The sequence below is a fragment of the Gordonia aichiensis NBRC 108223 genome (genome assembly GCF_000332975.1).
GTDB lineage: Bacteria > Actinomycetota > Actinomycetes > Mycobacteriales > Mycobacteriaceae > Gordonia > Gordonia aichiensis.
Window position 1 is genome coordinate 243,282 of sequence record NZ_BANR01000004.1, and the last position, 18,893, is coordinate 262,174.

18 protein-coding genes are annotated in these 18,893 nt (G+C 65.3%); 10 read left to right on the forward strand and 8 right to left on the reverse strand.

All coding sequences use genetic code 11. From position 1 onward, the window contains the following. Window positions 1–8: 8 nt before the first annotated feature. Window positions 9–1,700, forward strand: a complete 1,692-nt coding sequence (locus GOACH_RS05750) for a class I adenylate-forming enzyme family protein (RefSeq protein ID WP_005171947.1) — start codon at window positions 9–11, stop codon at window positions 1,698–1,700. A gap of 226 nt (window positions 1,701–1,926) precedes the next feature. Continuing rightward, on the forward strand, window positions 1,927–2,775 hold the full coding sequence (locus tag GOACH_RS05755) for an SDR family oxidoreductase (protein ID WP_005171950.1): 849 nt from the start codon (window positions 1,927–1,929) through the stop codon (window positions 2,773–2,775). 63 nt (window positions 2,776–2,838) lie between these two features. On the opposite strand, the gene GOACH_RS05760 is transcribed toward GOACH_RS05755, so the two are convergent. From GOACH_RS05760 to GOACH_RS05785, 6 genes are all read right to left on the reverse strand, one after another. Then, window positions 2,839–4,443, reverse strand: coding sequence for a polyamine aminopropyltransferase (locus tag GOACH_RS05760; RefSeq protein WP_005171951.1), 1,605 nt, complete (start codon window positions 4,441–4,443; stop codon window positions 2,839–2,841). Then, complete coding sequence (locus GOACH_RS05765; protein ID WP_005171952.1) at window positions 4,440–4,871, reverse strand: DUF350 domain-containing protein; 432 nt, start codon at window positions 4,869–4,871, stop codon at window positions 4,440–4,442. Before GOACH_RS05765 ends, GOACH_RS05760 begins: the two co-directional genes overlap by 4 nt. A 91-nt stretch (window positions 4,872–4,962) precedes the next feature. Beyond that, on the reverse strand, window positions 4,963–5,676 hold the full coding sequence (locus GOACH_RS05770; RefSeq protein ID WP_306302283.1) for a DUF4247 domain-containing protein: 714 nt from the start codon (window positions 5,674–5,676) through the stop codon (window positions 4,963–4,965). Next, entirely contained in the window at window positions 5,673–6,200 is a 528-nt protein-coding gene (locus tag GOACH_RS05775) for a DUF2617 family protein (RefSeq protein ID WP_005171955.1), read from the reverse strand. Before GOACH_RS05775 ends, GOACH_RS05770 begins: the two co-directional genes overlap by 4 nt. Beyond that, window positions 6,197–6,832 carry a DUF4178 domain-containing protein gene (locus GOACH_RS05780; RefSeq protein WP_005171957.1) on the reverse strand — a complete coding sequence of 212 codons (636 nt, stop codon included), beginning with the start codon at window positions 6,830–6,832 and terminating at the stop codon, window positions 6,197–6,199. The genes GOACH_RS05775 and GOACH_RS05780 overlap by 4 nt, the downstream gene beginning before the upstream one ends. Window positions 6,833–7,077: 245 nt before the next feature. After that, window positions 7,078–8,277 carry a hypothetical protein gene (locus GOACH_RS05785; RefSeq protein ID WP_005171959.1) on the reverse strand — a complete coding sequence of 400 codons (1,200 nt, stop codon included), beginning with the start codon at window positions 8,275–8,277 and terminating at the stop codon, window positions 7,078–7,080. A 330-nt stretch (window positions 8,278–8,607) separates the two neighbouring features. Between GOACH_RS05785 and GOACH_RS05790 the strand changes: the two genes are divergently transcribed. From GOACH_RS05790 to GOACH_RS05820, 7 genes are all read left to right on the forward strand, one after another. Continuing rightward, complete coding sequence (locus tag GOACH_RS05790) at window positions 8,608–9,384, forward strand: ABC transporter ATP-binding protein (RefSeq protein WP_005171962.1); 777 nt, start codon at window positions 8,608–8,610, stop codon at window positions 9,382–9,384. A 5-nt stretch (window positions 9,385–9,389) separates the two neighbouring features. Next, complete coding sequence (locus GOACH_RS05795) at window positions 9,390–10,304, forward strand: ABC transporter permease (protein WP_373279075.1); 915 nt, start codon at window positions 9,390–9,392, stop codon at window positions 10,302–10,304. Window positions 10,305–10,336: 32 nt separating this feature from the next. Continuing rightward, on the forward strand, window positions 10,337–11,380 hold the full coding sequence (locus GOACH_RS05800) for an isopenicillin N synthase family dioxygenase (protein WP_005171971.1): 1,044 nt from the start codon (window positions 10,337–10,339) through the stop codon (window positions 11,378–11,380). A 13-nt stretch (window positions 11,381–11,393) separates the two neighbouring features. After that, the gene (locus tag GOACH_RS05805) at window positions 11,394–12,050 is read left to right on the forward strand and encodes a GntR family transcriptional regulator (RefSeq protein WP_005171974.1); all 657 of its coding nucleotides are present in this window, start codon (window positions 11,394–11,396) and stop codon (window positions 12,048–12,050) included. Further along, window positions 12,047–13,243, forward strand: a complete 1,197-nt coding sequence (locus tag GOACH_RS05810) for an alkaline phosphatase family protein (protein ID WP_005171975.1) — start codon at window positions 12,047–12,049, stop codon at window positions 13,241–13,243. The genes GOACH_RS05805 and GOACH_RS05810 overlap by 4 nt, the downstream gene beginning before the upstream one ends. Window positions 13,244–13,450: 207 nt before the next feature. Beyond that, window positions 13,451–15,076, forward strand: a complete 1,626-nt coding sequence (groL, locus tag GOACH_RS05815; protein WP_005171976.1) for a chaperonin GroEL — start codon at window positions 13,451–13,453, stop codon at window positions 15,074–15,076. Window positions 15,077–15,758: 682 nt separating this feature from the next. Further along, on the forward strand, window positions 15,759–16,415 hold the full coding sequence (locus GOACH_RS05820; protein ID WP_040517932.1) for a DsbA family oxidoreductase: 657 nt from the start codon (window positions 15,759–15,761) through the stop codon (window positions 16,413–16,415). Between the two features lie 94 nt (window positions 16,416–16,509). On the opposite strand, the gene GOACH_RS05825 is transcribed toward GOACH_RS05820, so the two are convergent. Then, window positions 16,510–17,259: an esterase/lipase family protein gene (locus GOACH_RS05825; RefSeq protein ID WP_245551828.1), complete on the reverse strand. Its 750-nt coding sequence runs from the start codon at window positions 17,257–17,259 to the stop codon at window positions 16,510–16,512. A 134-nt stretch (window positions 17,260–17,393) separates the two neighbouring features. Here GOACH_RS05825 and GOACH_RS05830 point away from each other — a divergent pair, with 134 nt between their 5' ends. After that, window positions 17,394–18,206, forward strand: a complete 813-nt coding sequence (locus GOACH_RS05830; protein WP_005171979.1) for a tyrosine-protein phosphatase — start codon at window positions 17,394–17,396, stop codon at window positions 18,204–18,206. An 88-nt stretch (window positions 18,207–18,294) separates the two neighbouring features. Here the strand turns inward: GOACH_RS05830 and GOACH_RS05835 are convergent, their stop codons facing one another. Next, window positions 18,295–18,765 (reverse strand): PaaI family thioesterase, encoded by a 471-nt coding sequence (locus tag GOACH_RS05835; RefSeq protein WP_005171981.1) that lies wholly within the window; start codon window positions 18,763–18,765, stop codon window positions 18,295–18,297. Window positions 18,766–18,893: the final 128 nt, after the last annotated feature.

Below are 18,893 nucleotides of genomic sequence, written 5' to 3' on the forward strand. Positions count from 1 at the left end.
ATGACGCGATGACATTGCACTGCTCGGAAGACTCGGCCGACCACGGGATCGGCCCATACGACGCACGCCCATGGCTGGCCCACTACCCGCCCGGTCGGACGGCGCACGTACACATCGATCACGGCACGCCGTTGAGCATGCTGGCTGCGACCGTCAGCGCGCGCCCCGACGACATCGCCCTCGCGTACTTCGGCTCCACGATGACGTGGTTGGAGCTAGACCGTGCGACGGACACCGTTGCGGCGCTCCTCATCTCGCGAGACTTCCGGCCCGGCGACCGGATGGCGATCATCCTCCAGAACAACCCGGCGTTCGTGATCGCGCTGATCGCGGCGTGGAAGGCAGGCGGAATAGCCGCGGTGATCAGTCCTGTCTCCACAAGCGATGAACTCGTGGCACGACTTCGCGATTATGTGCCGACTGCGCTGATAGCGCTCGATGACGTATACGTCGACAAGTTGCGAGGTCCGTTGCTGCGTGAGGACCTTGGCGTGCGCGTGGTCCTCACCGCCTCGGCACTCGACGGTGTAGACAAACCGGACCCTCGCTTGTTCGCCGGGGTTCGTAGGTGTGCCGTAGCAGACACGATCTCGGTGCGCGCGATCGTCGAGCAGGTGGACTGTTCGACGCTTGCTCGCAGGCCGAACGGTCCGCGCGACACTGCGGTGCTGTTGGCGACTTCGGGAACGACGGGACCTCCCAAGGGCGCTCGGCTCACTCACGCGAATCTCACGTTCAGCGCACAGACCTATTACGAGTGGACGGCCATGAGCGGCGCGTCACCGATTCTGGCGGCCTCTCCGCTCTTTCATGTGACCGGCCTCATCGGTGGGGCGATGCTCTCGATCTTGTCGGGGGCGCCTTTGGTGCTCACGCATCGGTTCCACCCGGAAGTGATCGCCGATGCGATCCGTTACTGGAAGCCGGGGTTCACCGTCGCGGTGATCACTGCGTTCATCGCGTTGGCGGACGAGTCGTCGATTACACCCGAGGAAATGAGATGCCTGCGCTATTGCCTGTCGGGGGGCGCCCCTATCGACCCCGATGTCGCTGAGCGGCTCAGCGAGCGGCTCGGAGGTCGGATTCAGAACGTGTACGGACTGACCGAATCGACGTCGCCGACCCACATGATTCCGCCGAACCTCGTCGCACCAGTCGACGAAGAAACGGGGGTGATGTCGGTCGGGCTGCCCGTGTTCGACACCGTGGTACGCGTGGTCGACGACGCCGGCCGAGATGTCCCCGTAGGTGAGATCGGCCAGTTCGTCGTCACCGGCCCCCAAGTCTGCGATGGCTATTGGCGCAACCCTGAGGCGACGGCGGAGGTATTCGTCGGTGCCGAATTACGTACCGGCGACGTGGGCTTCATGGACTGCGACGGATGGTTCTACGTGATCGACCGGCAGAGTGAAATCATCAACGCATCCGGTTACAAGGTCTGGCCCACCGAGGTCGAGCGCGTACTGTGCGGTCACCCCGCGGTCATCGACGCAGCGGTCGTTGGTATCCCGGACGACTATCGTGGCGAATCGGTGAAGGCGTTCGTGGTGCTCACCGCGCCGGACGCGGTGACCGAGAGTGCTCTCATCGACTACGCGCGGGAGCGTCTTGCTGCGTTCAAGTATCCGCGCGAGATCGACCTCGTCGGCGAACTGCCGCGCACGGCGACAGGAAAGCTGATGCGTCGGGAGCTTCGTTGATCGTCTGACGTACCTGGGTTGAGCGCTCCGGTGAGTGCGACCCGACCGAGCGCTCGGTCTTGACCTTCGCCGAAGGATGTGCGAACCTGCTCTCGGGCGAAGCATGCCATGCTCGAGCTGGCCTCGGGTGTGATTGTGCAGGGCGCACAACATCTTTCACGCGCGCAGTGCACTTGCGACATGCAAGCGTCGACCCGCGGAATCGATACACAGGAGAGGGGCCACGGTGGCCACAGAAACGTCTACAGGGACCGAGCAGACATTCGCCGGGCGCACCGCGGTCATCTCGGGCGGTAGCCGCGGGATCGGTCTCGCGATCGCCACCGCGCTCGGTGCACGCGGCGCCAACGTCGTCTTGCTGGCCAAGACCGACTCCCCACATCCCAAACTTCCCGGCACGATCCACACGGCCGTCGACGAGATCGAGGCTGCAGGCGGAACGGCGACGGGTGTGGTGGGCGATGTCCGCAACGAGGACGACGTCGCACGCGCCGTGCAGACTGCGGTCGACACCTACGGCGGCGTCGACATCTGCATCAACAACGCGAGCGTGCTGAACCTGACGGCCACCGAAGAACTGCCGATGTCGCGGTTCGATCTGATGCAGCAGGTCAACGTGCGTGGGACCTTTCTGCTCACCCAGAAGTGCCTTCCGTACCTACGGAAGTCACCGAACGCGCACGTACTCACCTTGTCACCGCCACTGAACATGAGCACCGAGTGGCTCGGCAAGCACCCGGGGTACATGCTGGCCAAGTACGGGATGACGCTCGCGGCCCTCGGTGTCGCAGCCGAATACGCCGACGCCGCCGTCGCGAGCAACTGCTTGTGGCCGGAATCGACCATCGCCACGGCAGCGGTTCGTAACCTGCTCGGTGGCGACGAAGCGGTCGCGCACTCGCGATCACCGCAGATCATGGCTGACGCCGCCGTCGCCGTGCTCGCACAGGACTCCACGACGACGGGCCGCTGCTACCTCGACGTCGAGGTGTTGTCGGAGGCGGGCGTCACCGACTTCTCGGTGTACGGCGGACAGGACCCCATCGAATACGACATCTTCGTCGACCCGCGGTAGCCCCTCGACTCAGTACTTGGACCGGTCTCAGCACTTGGCCCGGTCTCAGTATGTGGCCCAGACTCAGTACGTGGCCCATTCGCCCTGGGCGTACCGGAGAATCCGTGGATCCATCAGCGTCGACGGCGGCATGTCGAGCGGGGGTCGGTCCAGCGGGAACACCGCAGCGGCCGACAGCTCCGACTCACTGAGGAATCGCATCGGCCCCGGTGCGCTCAGGTGCAGCCGAGGTGGTGCCCCGTCACCGGCAAGGAAGAATCCCCAGTCGCCGAATGACGGTACGTCGACGTGATACGGCGTCACCGCGAGTCCCGCCGAGCGTAGCGTCGACCCGATGCACCAGTAGGACTTCGGGGCGAAGTACGGCGAACCGGATTGCACGACGATGCGCCCGCCGGGAGCGGAATGGGCTTTCACGAGTGAGTAGAACTCGGTCGAATAGAGCTTGGCCGTTGCCGATTCGTCCGCGTCGGGCATGTCGACGACGATGACGTCGTAGCGCTGGTGTTGCTGCCTCAGCCAGGTGAAGGCATCGGCGGTGACGATGGTCGCGCGCGGGTCGTTCATCGAGTCGCGATTCAACTCGCGCAGCCTGGAATCGGTGCGCGCAAGATTGATCATCGCCGGATCGAGTTCGACGAGCGTGGGCCGAACATCGCGATATCGCAACACTTCCCGCAGCGCGAGACCGTCACCGCCGCCGAGAACGAGTACCGACGGCGGTGCTGCGCTTCCGTCAGTGCTCCGCGTCACCGCGTCAGCCATGGCGGGATGGACCAGCGCCTCGTGATAGCGGTACTCGTCACTCGACGCGAACTGCAGGTCTCCGTTGAGGTACAGCCTGGTGTCGCGCCCGGAGCCGATCCGTCGCTCGGTGATCACGATGTCCTGATACTGCGTACGCTCGGCGGCGACGATCGGGTCGCGGTACATCGCCTGGCGTGCGGTCACCTCGAAGCGGTCGGCGTAGACGAGAGTCGCGATCAACACGGCGATCACCGCAACGGCCGCCGCACCGAGTGCTGCGAACCCCATGCGGCTCAGCGACTTCCGGAACATGACGAAGACCAGGAAGCAGCCGGCTACGGCGTTGACGAGGCCGACCACGATGGCTCCGCGCAGCTGCCCGAAGATCGGGAGCAATACGAAGGGGAAGCAGAGGCCGCCGATGAGCGCACCGATGTAGTCGGCAGCGAACAGGTCGGCGACCGCAGAACCGGCCTCCTGCTTGCGAATACGCTGCAGCAACACCATCAGGAGTGGTATCTCGGCACCGATGAGCAATCCCAGGATGAAGGCGACGACGACCAGTGCCTGGGTGTACAGCGAGAGGTAGGCGAATGCCGCGTACAGTGCGAGCACCGACAACCCGCCCAGCAGTGCGAGCGCGAGTTCGATCGCCGCGAACGCAGTGACGGCGTACCTCTGCAGAGGTTTGGCGGCCAGTGAGCCGATGCCCATCGCGAAGACCATGACCGCCAGCACGATCGACGCCTGGGTGGCCGTGTTGCCGATCAGGTACGAACCGAGCGACACCAGCGCCAGCTCGTACACCAGACCACAAGCCGCACAGACGAACACGACGGCGAGCAGGCCGACACGGGCGAGCCGCGAGCGGACCGTGGCGTCGTCGTCAGCCGGAGCGTTCCCCGCGTCGATGGAGGTCACAGTATCGCGGCGGCCACGATCACAGCGATGCCGACGTGGAACACTGCCTGAACCCAGACCGCCGGATGGCTCTCGGCGCCGATCACGATCTCTCCGAGCTTGCCGGGAGTGAACAAATCGATGATGAAGAATGCCACGCACATCACTGCAAGGCCGATCAGCGTGTAGATGATCGTGTACAAGAGGCCGGTGCCGAGTCGTCCTTCGCTTGCCGCGATCGCGGCGGCAACGATGATCGCGACCGCGATCAGGTTGGAGCCGACCAGGATCCCCGCGTTGCGGTTGCGGTCGACCCACAACTGGCGGCGCAGATCACCTGGCGTCAAGACGTCGATGACCGCGAAGGAGATCAACATCAACAGCACCCCGACGCCCGCATATGCGGCGGCGGAATATGCGTTGGTCGCAATCGTGTGGGCCGAGGTCATATGTGTACTCCCGTATCTGCTGGTTGCTCTGGCGAGAATGCCATTGTCGAGACGAAGCTATTGTCGAGACGAAGCTATTGTCGAGACGAAGCTACTTTCCGGTGCCGCTGCCGCCGCCGCGGTTGGAGCTGCCCGATCCCGAGAAGTCGGGGGTGGGGACCCAGAAGCCGCCGACGTAGCTGTGATAGTGGTTGTAGCCCGAGCGGTAGTCGCGACTGACCATCACTTTCGTTTTGCCTGCGGCATAAGGGAAAAGGCCGATGAGGTAGCCGGGGTACTGCAGGAACTGTGTGCCCGCGATGTTGCCGGCGCCGCCGGAGTCGCCTGCTCGCTGATCGGTGGGGTTCTGCGCGGAGGCGAGTTGCGCGGAGACACTCGCCGGGTCGCCGTCGGCGATGTATGCGTCGACGTCGGACTCGTCCAGCGAACTCTGGCGCTGGTAGTGGGATGTCACGTATGCGCGCGCGTCACCACCGGACGATCCCCGGAGTGCGCTCAGCCCGCATGATCCGAGTGCGATCAACGCGGCGAGCACGATCACAGCGATGATGACGTTGCGGACCCGCCGCATCGACCTCGCCGGGTCGGGCTTTCCCGCGCCAGTCGGCTGTTCCCCACCAGACGAACCTCCCGGATGTCCGCCGCCGGGATGTTGACCGCCCGGATATCCGCCGCGTGGCTGCTGGCCGAACCCTTGGCCGCCGTGTCCTTGGCCGCCCTGTCCGTGGCCGGACCCGTGGCCGCCCCGGCGCGGATCCTGGGCTCCGTCGTCACCGGGGTAGGGGCCCTGGGGTGGGTAGGTCACGACAGCACCGCCAATGCGCCGCGGTCGAGTCGGCTCGAGGTGATGACCACCTCGCCCGCCTGCGGATAGGTGTGCCAAGTGCGCCAGGTGAGCGCGTCGTCGTCGAAATCGCCGGTCACCGCGGTCACCGCGAGTGCGCTGCCGGGGAATCGGCCGAGCAGCGCGGGGAGCCCGGCGTTCGCGTGACCTTCGATCTCAGTCTCGATCTGCCCGAGCATGTCGGTCATCGCTCTCGGTGTGCACTCGATGACCCGCGACGAGAACACGTAGCCGTCGGTCTGGAAACTATCCGGCAGTGCCGTCGTGATGTCGGGCAGGCAGGCGACGGTCTCGCACAACTCGTGCGCATCGTCGTGGACGACGATCTGGTGGCTGGCGCCGAGTAGTCGGATCGAGAATGTCAGCGTCCCGATGGTGTGGTCGGCCGTTGCGAGCGGCTCACGCGGGGCGGCGGTCAGTGAGAAGCCGAGTTGTCCGGCCCGCGTGTCGGAGAACTCGACATCGAGATCGGTGAACGGGCTCACTGCTGCTCCGGACCGGGGTTCGAGGGGTAGATGCGATACTCGGAGTGCGAGAGCACCTCGCCCCGGGCACACTCCCAGCCGCTGCCGTAGTCCTCGAACGACAATCGGTCGTTGCCCGCCTCGTAGTCGTGGTAGCGCATTCGACCGACCTGGGCCAGCCCGGTTGTCCCGAACGACGTGAACTGGGCATTGCCCGCCTCGTCGTCGACGTACCTGCGACCGTCGAGGTCGACATACGCCGAACCGGGCGTGACGGTCACGCCGCGCAGTTCCCGCCACAGCACCACCTCGAGGTCAGGATCGTCCTCGACCGATATCCACGCCTTGTTGCCGAGACCGGTGTCGAGGAAGTTCTCGGCCCACGAGAAGCCGTCCTGGGAGAGCCTCAGCGTCCCCCGGACCGCGTACGTTTCCCCGCGGATCTCGACGAGGTCACCGGGCTTGAGCCCGCGGGGGTCGCCGCGCACGGCGTCATCGTCGGCCGAGGAGAAGGGATCGCGTGGCTGGTAGGTCCGTGAGTACAGCGCCTCCCGCTCGGCTTGCTCGCGCTTGCGTTTACTCAAGACGTTGAAGACGAGCACGACGACGATGATCGCCAGCAACGCGATGACGATGATCAGCAGGAATTCCATTGCTCAGAGGATAGTGGGTGGGTCATTCCGGACATGTCAGCACTGTCGGCGTACCGAATGACGCCACCCGCGACCGATCACTGCGAACCCAGGTCATCCGGTCGTTTCACATCACCGGTGCCGGCCGCGGCGCGTGGATCGCCGCCACGTGGCGCGCGACATCGGGATCGGTGAGGCGCGGATCGAGTTGTCTCTCCGCGCCTCCCGAAACACTTCCCGCTGCCGGGCTCAGATCCTCCCGCGACTCAGCGGATCTTGGTGTCGATGAACTGGGTCGAATAGATCTCGGTCGCCGGGATCTGTGCGGGCAGATCCGAGCCCGACTTGTTCAGCACAGGGATGAGCTCGTCGATGGACGTCTGTGCCTTGGTCATGTCGTATCCGCCCCAGACGCCCGCGGTGTCGGGTCCGATGACGCCCTTGTCCTTGAGGATCTTCGCCGAGTAGGCGGCCTCGCCCGCGCTGTACGGAGTGAACGACACGTCCTGCGACACCCAGTCGGTGATCGTCTTGTTGATGGCTTCTGGGGAGTTCACGTAGTTCTTGCCGGTCTGCTGGATCATCGGGACCAGCTTCTGCAGGCACGGAGTGAGCTTTTCCATCTTGTCCGGCCGCACACTGACGTTCGACGCATACACGTCGTAGCCTGCGTCGCGCACCATGGCGTAGGCGACGGGCTTGTTCCACGACGGTGTCTCGTGCTCATAGGTGTACGGCTCGGAGTTGGCGAAGCCCTGCTGCGCGATGGAAGGGTCGCCGACGAAACGTGCTGGTGCGCCGTCATATCCGGTGTCGAGCTGGCTCTGCTTGATCAACCCCTTGGCGACCAACCACTGCGGGAACACCTGCTCCTTGGACACGAGAACGGTCGCGTTCGACTTCCCGATGTCGGCGATCGTCTTCCATTCCGGATGCGTCTTGGGATCCCACATCAGGATCGACGGGTTGTACTGCAGCAGCGGTGTGAGTGCGACGACTCGCTGCTTGGCCGCTGCGGAGACGAGTTGGTCGCCGTGGACAAGCCCGAGGTCGATGCTGTCGTCGGCGTACATCGCTGACGGCACGGACTGGAAACCGATGGCGGGACCGCCTGCACGCAAGGTGATGTCGACGCCGGTGTCCTTGCCGTCGTAGACGAGGGGACCGGTGGCCGACTTCTGGTTGGCGTCGACGTTGTAACCGGGACCCATCAATCCGATCACGCCTGCCATGTCGGACTGCGGCTGCCACTGAAGCTGAACCACAACGTTTTTCGGGCACACCGACGCCAGGTTGAACTCAGCGGGCGCCGGTGGGAGCGACGTCGCCGACTGCGAGGTCGAACTCGAATCGGTACAGCCCGCGAGCGCTGCAACACATGCAGATGCGGTCGCCGCGACGACGGCGGCGCGCACGGCCAGCGTGCGGCGAGTCGACGAGACACGTGATGACGGACGTGGGGACATGGTGATCTCCTGCTTGGGAATCGGTGAACGAAGGCCGACGACGTCGGCCAGTTGGACTGAATTACATGTAAATGTAGGGGCTGCGACGCAAGAGTGCGAGTTGTCTGCATGTAAGTCGCAAACGGCTGCCGACGCAGCAGAAATAGCTTCTGACATGCGTCTATTACCGCGCAGATCAGCCAGAACCCGATGGTGCGCTGCAGGTATGTCACACACTGTTTACGCGACGACACCTCGACGCAATGCATGTAATCAAGAATCAAATTACGAAATACCGTCCACCTCTACATGTAGGCACTCTCACATGCCCCGGCTCTGATGGATACACCCATGAACCTGATCGACACCGTCAATGACGCAGACGCCAGGCATCTCACCAAAGGTGTGATGATCTCGGCGTCGGGCGTTTCGAAACAGTTCGACTCCGGCACCGTCGCCCTGGCGGATGTCGACCTCGACATCGATCGCGGCGACTTCGTCGCGATCGTCGGGCCGTCCGGCTGTGGCAAGTCGACCCTCCTGCGGATGGCCGCGGGACTCGAGGCGCCGACGACAGGAAGCGTCGCTCTCGCCACCGACTCGGTGGGCGTGATCTTCCAGGAACCCACACTTTTGCCATGGCGCTCGGTGCAGGCCAACGTCGAATTGTGCGCAGAACTCGCCGGTGACTCGCGGTCGGTTCGTCGCACACGGGCGCAGACCGCCATCGATGCGGTCGGGCTCACCGGTTTCGAGAAGCAACTGCCGCGCACCCTATCGGGTGGCATGAAGATGCGAGTGTCGTTGGCGCGCATGCTCACCAAGGAGCCGGAAGTCATGCTCCTCGATGAACCGTTCGGTGCTCTCGACGAGATGACCCGCCTCGACATGCAGGCAGAGTTGCTGCGTCTCTACGGCGATCGCGGATTCACCGCACTGTTCATCACCCACTCGATGTCGGAGGCGGTCTTCCTCGCCAACCGTGTGATCGTGATGTCGGCGCGCCCGGGACGTATTGCAGCCGACATCCGAATCGACCTGCCCTATCCCCGCCGGCCAGAAGTGCGCTTCGACCCGACCTTCACGTCGTACGTCGCCACGATCTCCGAAACCCTCCGAGGTGTCTGATGACCATCACATCGACTGTATCGACACAGAATTCGACATCGCCGGCTGTCGGCGCTTCCGCGGCCGAGTCGTCGGCCGCCCGCTCGTCGACGGTCTCGTCGACCGGAGGAGGGTCGACGCCGGGCACGAATCGGTCGTCGGCGAGATCCCGACTGCGGCGTGTGCTGCGCATGGTCGTGCCGCCCGCGGTGTCACTGGCCGTGGCGATCGGCCTCTGGTATCTGGTCAGCATGGTGATCCTGAGTCCGCAGCGAAGGTTCCTGCTGCCTCCGCCGCATGAGGTGCTCACCAAGTCACTACTCGACAAAGCCCACGTCAACCCGATGCTCGATGCACTGTGGGTGACCGCGAAGGTGAGCCTCGTCGGATTCGTATTCGCCGCGCTGATCGGCGTCGCGGTCGGCGTGTTGATGAGTCGTGGCTCGTTGATGGAACGAGCCATCTATCCCTGGGCCGTTGTGCTGCAGGTCATTCCGGTACTCGCAATCGTCCCGCTGATCGGCCTGTGGTTCGGCTACGGCATGGTCGCGCGGACCATCGTGTGCGTCATCATCGCGATCTTCCCGATCATCGCCAACACGCACTTCGGACTCACCTCCGTCGACCGCGGCATGCACGAATTGTTCACCCTGTCGAAAGCATCCCGCATTCAGCGACTGACCAAACTGGAGTTCCCCGCGGCACTTCCAGCAATGATGACCGGGTTCCGCACGGCATCGGGGCTCGTCGTGGTCGGTGCGATCATCGGCGACATGTTCTTCGCCAAGGGCGAGCCGGGCATCGGAACCCTGCTCGATGTGTATCGCGCACGACTGCAGTCCGACGACCTCATCGGCGCGATCGTCCTCGCCTCGCTGTTCGGCATCGCCGTCTTCGCGGTGTTCAGCGTCCTCAATTCGGTAGTCGCGCGTCGTCGCTGACTCGCAGCCCCACAACAGAGAAGAGTCGAAACATGTTCAGCGTTCCCATCATCGACATTTCCGCGTACGTGAATCCGGAGGGTACGTCCGACGAACGTGCCGAGGTCGCGCGACAACTCGACGAGGCCGCAACGACCGTCGGCTTCATGCAGATCATCGGACACGGCATCGATCAGCGCGTGATCGACGGGCTCACCGGAGCACTCGACGCCTTCTACGAGTTGCCGCTCGAGGTCAAGAAGAACTACACCCGTCCCGGCGAGAACCGAGGCTACAGCCCGCCCAAGAGCGAATCGTTGAGTATGAGTCTCGGTGTGGCAGCTGCCAATCAGATGAACGACTTCTACGAGGCGTTCACCGTGGGGTCCGAGCGCTCGTGGTACGCGGCCGACGGCCTTCCCGAACCGAGCTATCCCGACAATACGTGGCCCGACGATACGGTGGCGACCTTCCGCCCAGCCGTCGAGGAGTGGTTCGCCGCAGCGCGAGGGGTGTCGCGAGTGTTGTTGCGCGCCTTCGCAGAAGGGCTCGGCCTCGCTGCCGACTACTTCGACACGATGACCGATCACTCCATCGATGCACTCAAGATGAACAACTACACCCTGCCCGAAGGCGAGATCGAACTCGCCGGTGAGCTCACCGGGATGGGGGCGCACACCGACTTCGGCATCGTGACCGTGCTGTGGGCCGACCAGGTTCCCGGGCTTCAGGTGCTCGACCACGAGGGTGTGTGGCACGACGTGCAACCCGCAGACGGCGCGCTGATCGTGAATCTCGGCGACGCGATGGCGCGGTGGACCAACGACCGGTGGCGCTCGACCATCCATCGCGTCGACCCGCCGGTGGTCGACGGACGCATCATCCGACGTCGCTCGGCGGCCTTCTTCTTCGACGGCAACCACGACGCCGTCATCGAGACACTTCCCGGTTGCTCGCGGACCGACCAGCCCGGCTACCCACCGATCACCATCGCCGACAACATCAACGCCAAGCTCGCAGGCATGAAGCAGGGCATCGCACCCAAGGATGCGCAGCGCGAGGCTCAGCGATTGACCTCGGCGCATTCGGGCCGGTAGGGCATTACGCTCGATGACCGTGACGGTTGCAGGCGGCGAGGGCGCATTGCTGACACAGTCGGTCGTGCGCCGGCTGCGCGACGAGATCTTCGCAGGCCAGATGGCGCCGGGTACCCCATTGAGTGTGCCGGGTCTCGCCGCGCGACTCGAGGTGTCGCGGAGCCCGGTCCGCGAGGCCGTGCAGCAACTCGTCGTCGAAGGACTCGCCGAGTACACGCCGCGCGTCGGCGCGAAGGTGGCGGTGCTCGACGAGGACAGCCTCCGACACGTCTTCGAGGTCCGTGAGGTGCTCGACGGCCTGGCTGCCCGCCAGGCCGTCGAACGCCTCACCTACGCCGACATCGACGATCTCTGGAAGCGCATCCGTGCACAGGAGGATCTGCTCACGGGTCCCGCCGACCACAAGCGCGACGCCCAACTCGACCTGGAATTCCACACCGCGGTGCGATCGCTGTCAGGCAACAAACCACTGTGCGACGCATTGCTGAAACTCGACACGCAGTCGCACCTGTACCGCTCCGACATGTGGGGCCACGATGTGAACAGGCGTCTGTCGGTGACCGAACATCGACGGCTCGTCGCGGCCCTCGAGGCGGGTGACGCCGAGGGTGCGCAGGCTGCGGCCCAGGCGCACGCCGCGGGTGTGCTGGTACGGCTGCTGCGCTCGTGAGCACCGAACTGCCACCGGGACGGTGGGGTGAGTATCCCGACACACTCGCCGACCTCCTGCCGTGGATAGGGCGCGCGCTCGGGGTCGACGCGGGCCGGGTATCGGGCACTCTGCCCGAACTCGACGCCGCCTCTGCTGTACTGCTGCTCGTCGACGGGCTCGGCGATCGGCAACTCGACGCGTACGCACACCTCGCGCCCACGCTGGCCGCACTGCGCGGACCGGTACTGCGCGCGGGCTTCCCGACGACGACAGCGACGTCGATCACGAGTCTGATGCGCGGCGAACCCGCGGGCGAGCACGGGATCATCGGGTACAGCTTCGTTCCCGACGCCGCGGCGCGGCGGCACGGTCCCGCACGCACGCTCAACATTCTGCGCTGGAGCTTGGACAGCGCCGACGGCCCGTCGGCCTACGACGTCTATCCGCCGAGCGCGGTGGGCCCCGGTGGTGAGGGTGCGCTCGCGATGCTCGAACGATCCGGGGTGCGGGTGTTCCAGGTCATGCCGGGCGACTTCAGGGATACCGGTTTCACCACGGTCGCGTCCGGAACCGCGGGTAAGCATCTTCCGGCGAAGGCGCCCGCCGAGATCCGGACAGGCATCACCACCGCGTTGACGCGCGCGCTTCCCCGTTCGCAGTGGCCGCGGTTCGTCTACGCGTACCTCTCCGACCTCGACACCGCCGGCCACGTCCACGGACCGGGCTCGGACCCCTGGTGCGAGGCACTGCGGACCGTCGACGCCCTCGTGGCCGACATCCTCACCGACCTCCCCTCCGACGTCGCGCTCGTCGTGACCGGCGATCACGGCATGCTGCGCGCGGGAAAGTCCATCGACCTCGACGCCGAGCCTGCGTTCACATCCGGTGTCGCACGCATCGCAGGAGAGGCCCGGGTACGGCACGTCTACACGCTCGACGGCGCCACCGACGAGGCTGCGGACACCTGGCGCGAGCTTCTCGGCGACGACGCGCTGGTCGCGCCGCGAGAGCAGGTGCTCGCCGAACACTGGTACGGGCCACGGATCGGCGACCGGACAGCGCCGCGGATCGGCGACCTCGTCGTCGTGGCTCGCGACCGCACCGTGCTGACACGTCCGGGCGCGGAGCCCGGCGAGTCGAGGATGGTGGGACACCACGGTGGCTGGACCGACGACGAACTATTGGTACCGCTGTTGGTCGGCGGGCGCTGAGCTCGCGGCGTCGCGGACCGGCGAAGGCTGTTCGCGACCTTGCACTCACCCGGGTCGAGTGCTAAAACGGACCTTGGCACTCACGGATCGTGAGTGCTAGGTCGGGACGGTGAGATCGGTACCGAATGACACACCGGTCGTCCGTCGCGGGCACCGAGTCCGGCCATAGAAACCTAGTGTCACCCCCAATCGGAGGATCACTTACCCATGGCCAAGCAAATCGCGTTCGATGAAGAGGCCCGTCGCGGTCTCGAGCGGGGTCTCAACACCCTCGCCGACGCAGTCAAGGTGACGTTGGGCCCCAAGGGCCGCAACGTCGTTCTGGAAAAGAAGTGGGGCGCCCCCACGATCACCAACGATGGTGTGTCCATCGCCAAGGAGATCGAGCTCGAGGACCCCTACGAGAAGATCGGTGCCGAGCTCGTCAAGGAGGTCGCCAAGAAGACCGACGACGTCGCGGGCGACGGCACCACCACCGCAACCGTTCTGGCTCAGGCACTCGTGCGTGAGGGCCTGCGCAACGTCGCTGCAGGTGCCAACCCGATGGGCCTCAAGCGCGGCATCGAGCAGGCTGTCGACGCAGTCACCGAGTCGCTGCTGAAGAGCGCCAAGGAGGTCGAGACCAAGGAGCAGATCGCTGCCACCGCTGGTATCTCGGCAGGCGACCCCTCGATCGGCGAGCTCATCGCCGAGGCGATGGACAAGGTCGGCAAGGAAGGCGTCATCACCGTCGAGGAGTCCAACACCTTCGGACTCCAGCTCGAGCTCACCGAGGGCATGCGCTTCGACAAGGGCTACATCTCGGGCTACTTCGTGACCGACCCGGAGCGCCAGGAAGCCGTCCTCGACGATCCGTACATCCTGCTCGTCTCGGGCAAGGTCTCGACCGTCAAGGACCTGCTGCCGCTGCTGGAGAAGGTCATCCAGTCGGGCAAGCCGTTGCTGATCATCGCCGAGGACGTGGAGGGCGAAGCCCTTTCGACCCTGGTGGTCAACAAGATCCGCGGCACATTCAAGTCGGTTGCCGTCAAGGCTCCCGGCTTCGGTGACCGTCGTAAGGCCATGCTCGCCGACATCGCCATCCTCACCGGTGGCGAGGTCATCAGCGAAGAGGTCGGCCTCTCGCTGGAGGGCGCCGGACTCGAGCAGCTCGGTCAGGCGCGCAAGGTCGTCGTCACCAAGGACGAGACCACCATCGTCGACGGCGCGGGCGACGCAGACGCCATCGCCGGACGCGTGTCGCAGATCCGCACCGAGATCGAGAACAGCGACTCCGACTACGACCGTGAGAAGCTGCAGGAGCGTCTGGCCAAGCTGGCCGGTGGCGTTGCAGTCATCAAGGCGGGCGCGGCCACCGAGGTCGAGCTCAAGGAGCGCAAGCACCGCATCGAGGACGCCGTCCGCAACGCGAAGGCTGCCGTCGAAGAGGGCATCGTCGCCGGTGGTGGCGTTGCACTGCTGCAGTCCGAGCCTGCGATCGACTCGCTGTCCCTCGAGGGCGACGAGGCGACCGGTACCAACATCGTGCGCGTCGCGCTGTCGGCTCCGGCCAAGCAGATCGCCGTCAACGCGGGCCTCGAGCCCGGTGTTGTCGCCGACAAGATCCTCAACTCGCCGCTGGGCACCGGCCTCAATGCCGCCACCGGCAACTACGAGGACCTGCTCGCCGCAGGCATCAACGACCCGGTGAAGGTCACCCGCTCGGCACTGCAGAACGCAGCGTCGATCGCGGCTCTGTTCCTCACCACCGAGGCCGTCGTCGCCGACAAGCCCGAGAAGAACCCGGCCCCGGCCATGCCCGGCGCCGACGAGATGGGTGGAATGGGATTCTGATCCCTCCCGCTTGTCGAGGAGTCTCTCGAAGCACCCGAAGGCCGGTCATCCGCAAGGATGGCCGGCCTTCGGCCTTCCCATCGACTGTGCGCCCTCAGCCGTCGACTGTGCGTTCCCACTCGTCGACCGTGCGTTGCCTGCCGGCGACCGTGCGGGTTTTTCACGACCCTGAGTGAGTATTTTCGCGGTCCTCGACGTCCTGCGCCACGGCTATCGTCACGTTCATGTACGTGCCACCGCAGCCGCAGGGCAGCCCATCGTTCTATCCTTATCCCGATCCTGACATCTGGCAGCCCGTCCGCCGGCGTGAACGGTCCACCGTCGACATCGTGCTCACCTCAGTGCTCGGGTGTGCCTATGTGTTCGTTGCATTCGTATCGGTTTGGTTCAGCCTCTTCTTCGCGATGGCACCGATGTCTGCTCTTCCGGCTCACCCTGCGACACCTCTGGTGTCACCCGCGCGTACCTCGTCACCGACGGTGGGGCGGTTGTGTTGTTCCTGTGCTCGACCGTCGCGCTGGTGGTGATGGCGGTCCGTCGGTTACCCATGTTCTGGATCCCGTTGTGTGCCGGTCTGATCCAGATCGGGCTGGTCATCATCGGGGCTCACCTGGCGGTCGTTCCCACCCCATGAGGATCGCGCGGCGGAATGCCGGGCCGGCGCCCACGCGTTGATGTGATCATGAGTCCGCTATCCATCGACGTCTGGTCCGACATCGCCTGCCCCTGGTGCTATATCGGCACACGCAACCTCGACGCCGCTCTCGCACTACTCGACAACGCCGCCCGCGACGTCGTTGTCGACTTCCACAGCTATCTCCTCGCGCCGGACACACCAGCCGACACCGACGCACCCGAGATCGACTTCCTCGTGCGGAGCAAGGGCATGCCCGCCGAGCAGGTCCGACAGATGTTCGCTCACGTCACCCAGGCCGCCGCCGATGCCGGCTTGCACTACGACTTCGACATCGCCCGTCACGCCAACACCCGCAAGGCGCACGAGTTGCTCCACTACGCGAAAAGTGTTGGCCGACAGTCAGAGATGGCCGAGCGATTGTTCGCGGCACACTTCACCGAAGGAAAGTTCGTCGGTGGTGTCACCGAACTGGCCGACCTCGCAGCCGAGATCGGCCTCGACCGCGACGCCGTCGAGAGTGCCCTGCTCGCCGGGACGTATGCTGATGCCGTCGACGCCGACCTCGCGCAGGCCAACGCCTACGGCATCAGCGGTGTGCCGTTCTTCGTGATCGACGGTCGGTACGGCGTCTCGGGCGCACAGCCGCCCGAGGTGCTCGCACAGGCTATTGGTCAGGTACTCGCCGAGCGTGCCGACACCTGATCGCCGCGACACGATCCGACGGGTTACACGACAGCAGAACCCGCGGCAGGCGGCGGCGTCGGCTCGAGTCCCCTCAATGATGCGGTGAACCTACTCAGCGCTGCGGACGAAGTGAGTTCTTCCCGGTGAGCTGGCCGTCGGGCTGATCGACGAACCGGCCATCGCAGTGACCCGCTGCGGCACGCGAAACAGCGTGGAACACAGCCGGATTGACCGCCTCTGCGGTGTGTTCGGTGTACCCCGTGGGTGCCACGAACGCGGGCAGGGGGGTGACCCGGCACTGTCCGCCGTCGAGGTCGCCGGTCACCCACTCGTAGGCGCTGCGGATGCGGTAGTACTTCGTCGGCCCGGGGGTGTCGTCTCCGGCGTTGAGTCGGCGGAGAAATGTGCTGTCGGGGCAGAGTTGGCCGTCGGTGCCCGGCTGGCCGCATCCGCCCGGCGAGCCGTATTCCGGTGTGCCGATTGCGATCACGTTGGCCACCGCGGACGTGCCGCCGAGTATTTTCACGTAGTAGCGCGTCGTCACGCCGCCGACGCTGTGCCCGACGAGTGAGACCGGCGTCGACGGTCTGGCCCTCTTCTCTGCGTCGACCGCGCGCTTGATGGCGTGGGCGTCGGAGACGAGCTGCATGCCCGGGAGGTCGAGCACCCGGACCCGATACCCGTCTCGACGCAATGCGTCGGCCATCAGGGCGTACGGCGCGGCGCCGAAGGATTGGCCGGGCACGATCAGCAGTGTCCCGCGGTGGGTGGCGGGAGCGGCATGGGCGGTCAGCGGTTCCATGACCATCGTGGCAGCGATGGTGCACGCAACGATCGCGGTGAGGAGGCGCAGAATTCGCATGGCCGGCATCCTATCCTCCTACTTAGTCTTACCTAACTAGCAGGGTTGATTGTGCCCACGATGCTCGGGAGCGGCCTCGGCCGTCGGCCGGAACATCGCCGGGCGCGAGCTCGGCATCTGCAACACTTGATGTCATGCCCTCCGCGCCCGGTGCACCGAGTCCTGTCTCCAGCCTGCCGAACCTGCGTGACCTCGGCGGCTATCGAGGACACGACGGCCGGACGGTGGTCTCCGAGCGGCTGTTCCGGTCGACCGACTTCCGCTCGATGGCCACAGCCGATCTGAACTCCTTCGAGAAACTCGGTATTCGTACGATCTACGACCTGCGGTCGGAGGCGGAGCGCATCGCGTTGCCCGACCCCGCACTTCCCGATGTCGTCGACATCCACCTCGACGTCCTCGCCGACGCCGAGAACGCGGTGCCAGCGAACCTCCAGCAGTTCTTCTCCGACCCGGAGACCGTGAAGATGGCCTCGCGTGAGCTCTCGGGAGGCAAGGCTGCCGACGCCATCGCGGCCACGTACCGCGGCATGGTGACGCTCCCAAGCGCGGTCCGTTCGTATCGCGGCTACTACTCGGGCCTGCTCGGCGAACACGACGGGCCGTCGCTGTTTCACTGCACCACCGGCAAGGACCGCACGGGCTGGGCAGCGGCGTCGTTGCTCGCCCTGCTCGGCGTCGACAAGGACGACATCTACCACGACTACCTGCTGACCAATGAGCGACTTGTTCCCTCACTGAAGCCCATCTTCGACGAGTTCGCGGCCGCGGGTGGCGATCCGGACGTCTTGCTGCCGATCCTCGGCGTCGACCCCACCTACCTCGACGCCGCGTTCGATGAGGTGCGTGCCACGCACTCCGATATCGAGGGCTACTTCCTCACCGGCCTCGGATTCGACGAGGCGGCGCTGAGAACGCTGCGCGACACCTACCTCGTCGCAGACTGATCGTCGGCCTCAGGCGGTTCGTCGTAGAAGTCGCGTGGGACCGACCGTGTGCCGTTCCCACGCGACCTCGGGCCACAGTGCTCGTCGCTCAGCGGAAGACGATGCATGTGGTGCTGCCGTGTGCGACGAGTTTGCCGTCCGCGGAGAACACCTTGCCCTCAGCGGTGGCGGTGCGGCCGCCCACATGGATGATCTCGCCGACGCCGGTGAGTTCGCCGTCGTCGGTCTGGACGGCCCGGATGTAGTTGACCTTGAGCTCCAGCGTCGTATAGCCCGCGCCGGCGGGGAGGGTGGTGTGGACGGCGCATCCCATCACGGAGTCGAGCAGGGTGGCGCAGATACCACCATGGACCGTCCCGAGCGGATTGGCGAAGTCGGGTTGAGGCGTCACCGCGAAGCTGACCGCGCCCTCGTCGACGCGGACCGGGCGCATCCCGAGAAGTCGGCCGATGCTCGGACGTTCATCGTCGGGGTGTGCGGCCCAGGCGCGCAGGAGTTGCAATCCCGACAGTGCCGTCGGATCGGTCGAAGTATCTGTCTGTGCGGTGGATGGCTCCATGGCTATGTATCCTTACATAGTATCGGCCGAGTATGAAGACCTACATAGATGTTTCCAGCGCGAAAGGTGGTGGCCTGTGTCACTCGACCCGAATGACGCCCTCGACACCGATATCAGCGGTTCGCGCG

Excerpts from the sequence above, each read along its gene's own strand:
- GOACH_RS05750 (WP_005171947.1), top strand. The coding sequence starts at position 9 with ATGACATTGCACTGCTCGGAAGACTCGGCCGACCACGGGATCGGCCCA.
- GOACH_RS05785 (WP_005171959.1), bottom strand. The coding sequence starts at position 8,277 with ATGTCCCCACGTCCGTCATCACGTGTCTCGTCGACTCGCCGCACGCTG.
- GOACH_RS05790 (WP_005171962.1), top strand. The coding sequence starts at position 8,608 with ATGAACCTGATCGACACCGTCAATGACGCAGACGCCAGGCATCTCACC.
- GOACH_RS05835 (WP_005171981.1), bottom strand. The coding sequence starts at position 18,765 with ATGGAGCCATCCACCGCACAGACAGATACTTCGACCGATCCGACGGCA.
- GOACH_RS05800 (WP_005171971.1), top strand. The coding sequence starts at position 10,337 with ATGTTCAGCGTTCCCATCATCGACATTTCCGCGTACGTGAATCCGGAG.
- GOACH_RS05825 (WP_245551828.1), bottom strand. The coding sequence starts at position 17,259 with ATGCGAATTCTGCGCCTCCTCACCGCGATCGTTGCGTGCACCATCGCT.
- groL (WP_005171976.1), top strand. The coding sequence starts at position 13,451 with ATGGCCAAGCAAATCGCGTTCGATGAAGAGGCCCGTCGCGGTCTCGAG.
- GOACH_RS05805 (WP_005171974.1), top strand. The coding sequence starts at position 11,394 with ATGACCGTGACGGTTGCAGGCGGCGAGGGCGCATTGCTGACACAGTCG.
- GOACH_RS05780 (WP_005171957.1), bottom strand. The coding sequence starts at position 6,832 with ATGGAATTCCTGCTGATCATCGTCATCGCGTTGCTGGCGATCATCGTC.
- GOACH_RS05820 (WP_040517932.1), top strand. The coding sequence starts at position 15,759 with ATGAGTCCGCTATCCATCGACGTCTGGTCCGACATCGCCTGCCCCTGG.
- GOACH_RS05765 (WP_005171952.1), bottom strand. The coding sequence starts at position 4,871 with ATGACCTCGGCCCACACGATTGCGACCAACGCATATTCCGCCGCCGCA.
- GOACH_RS05830 (WP_005171979.1), top strand. The coding sequence starts at position 17,394 with ATGCCCTCCGCGCCCGGTGCACCGAGTCCTGTCTCCAGCCTGCCGAAC.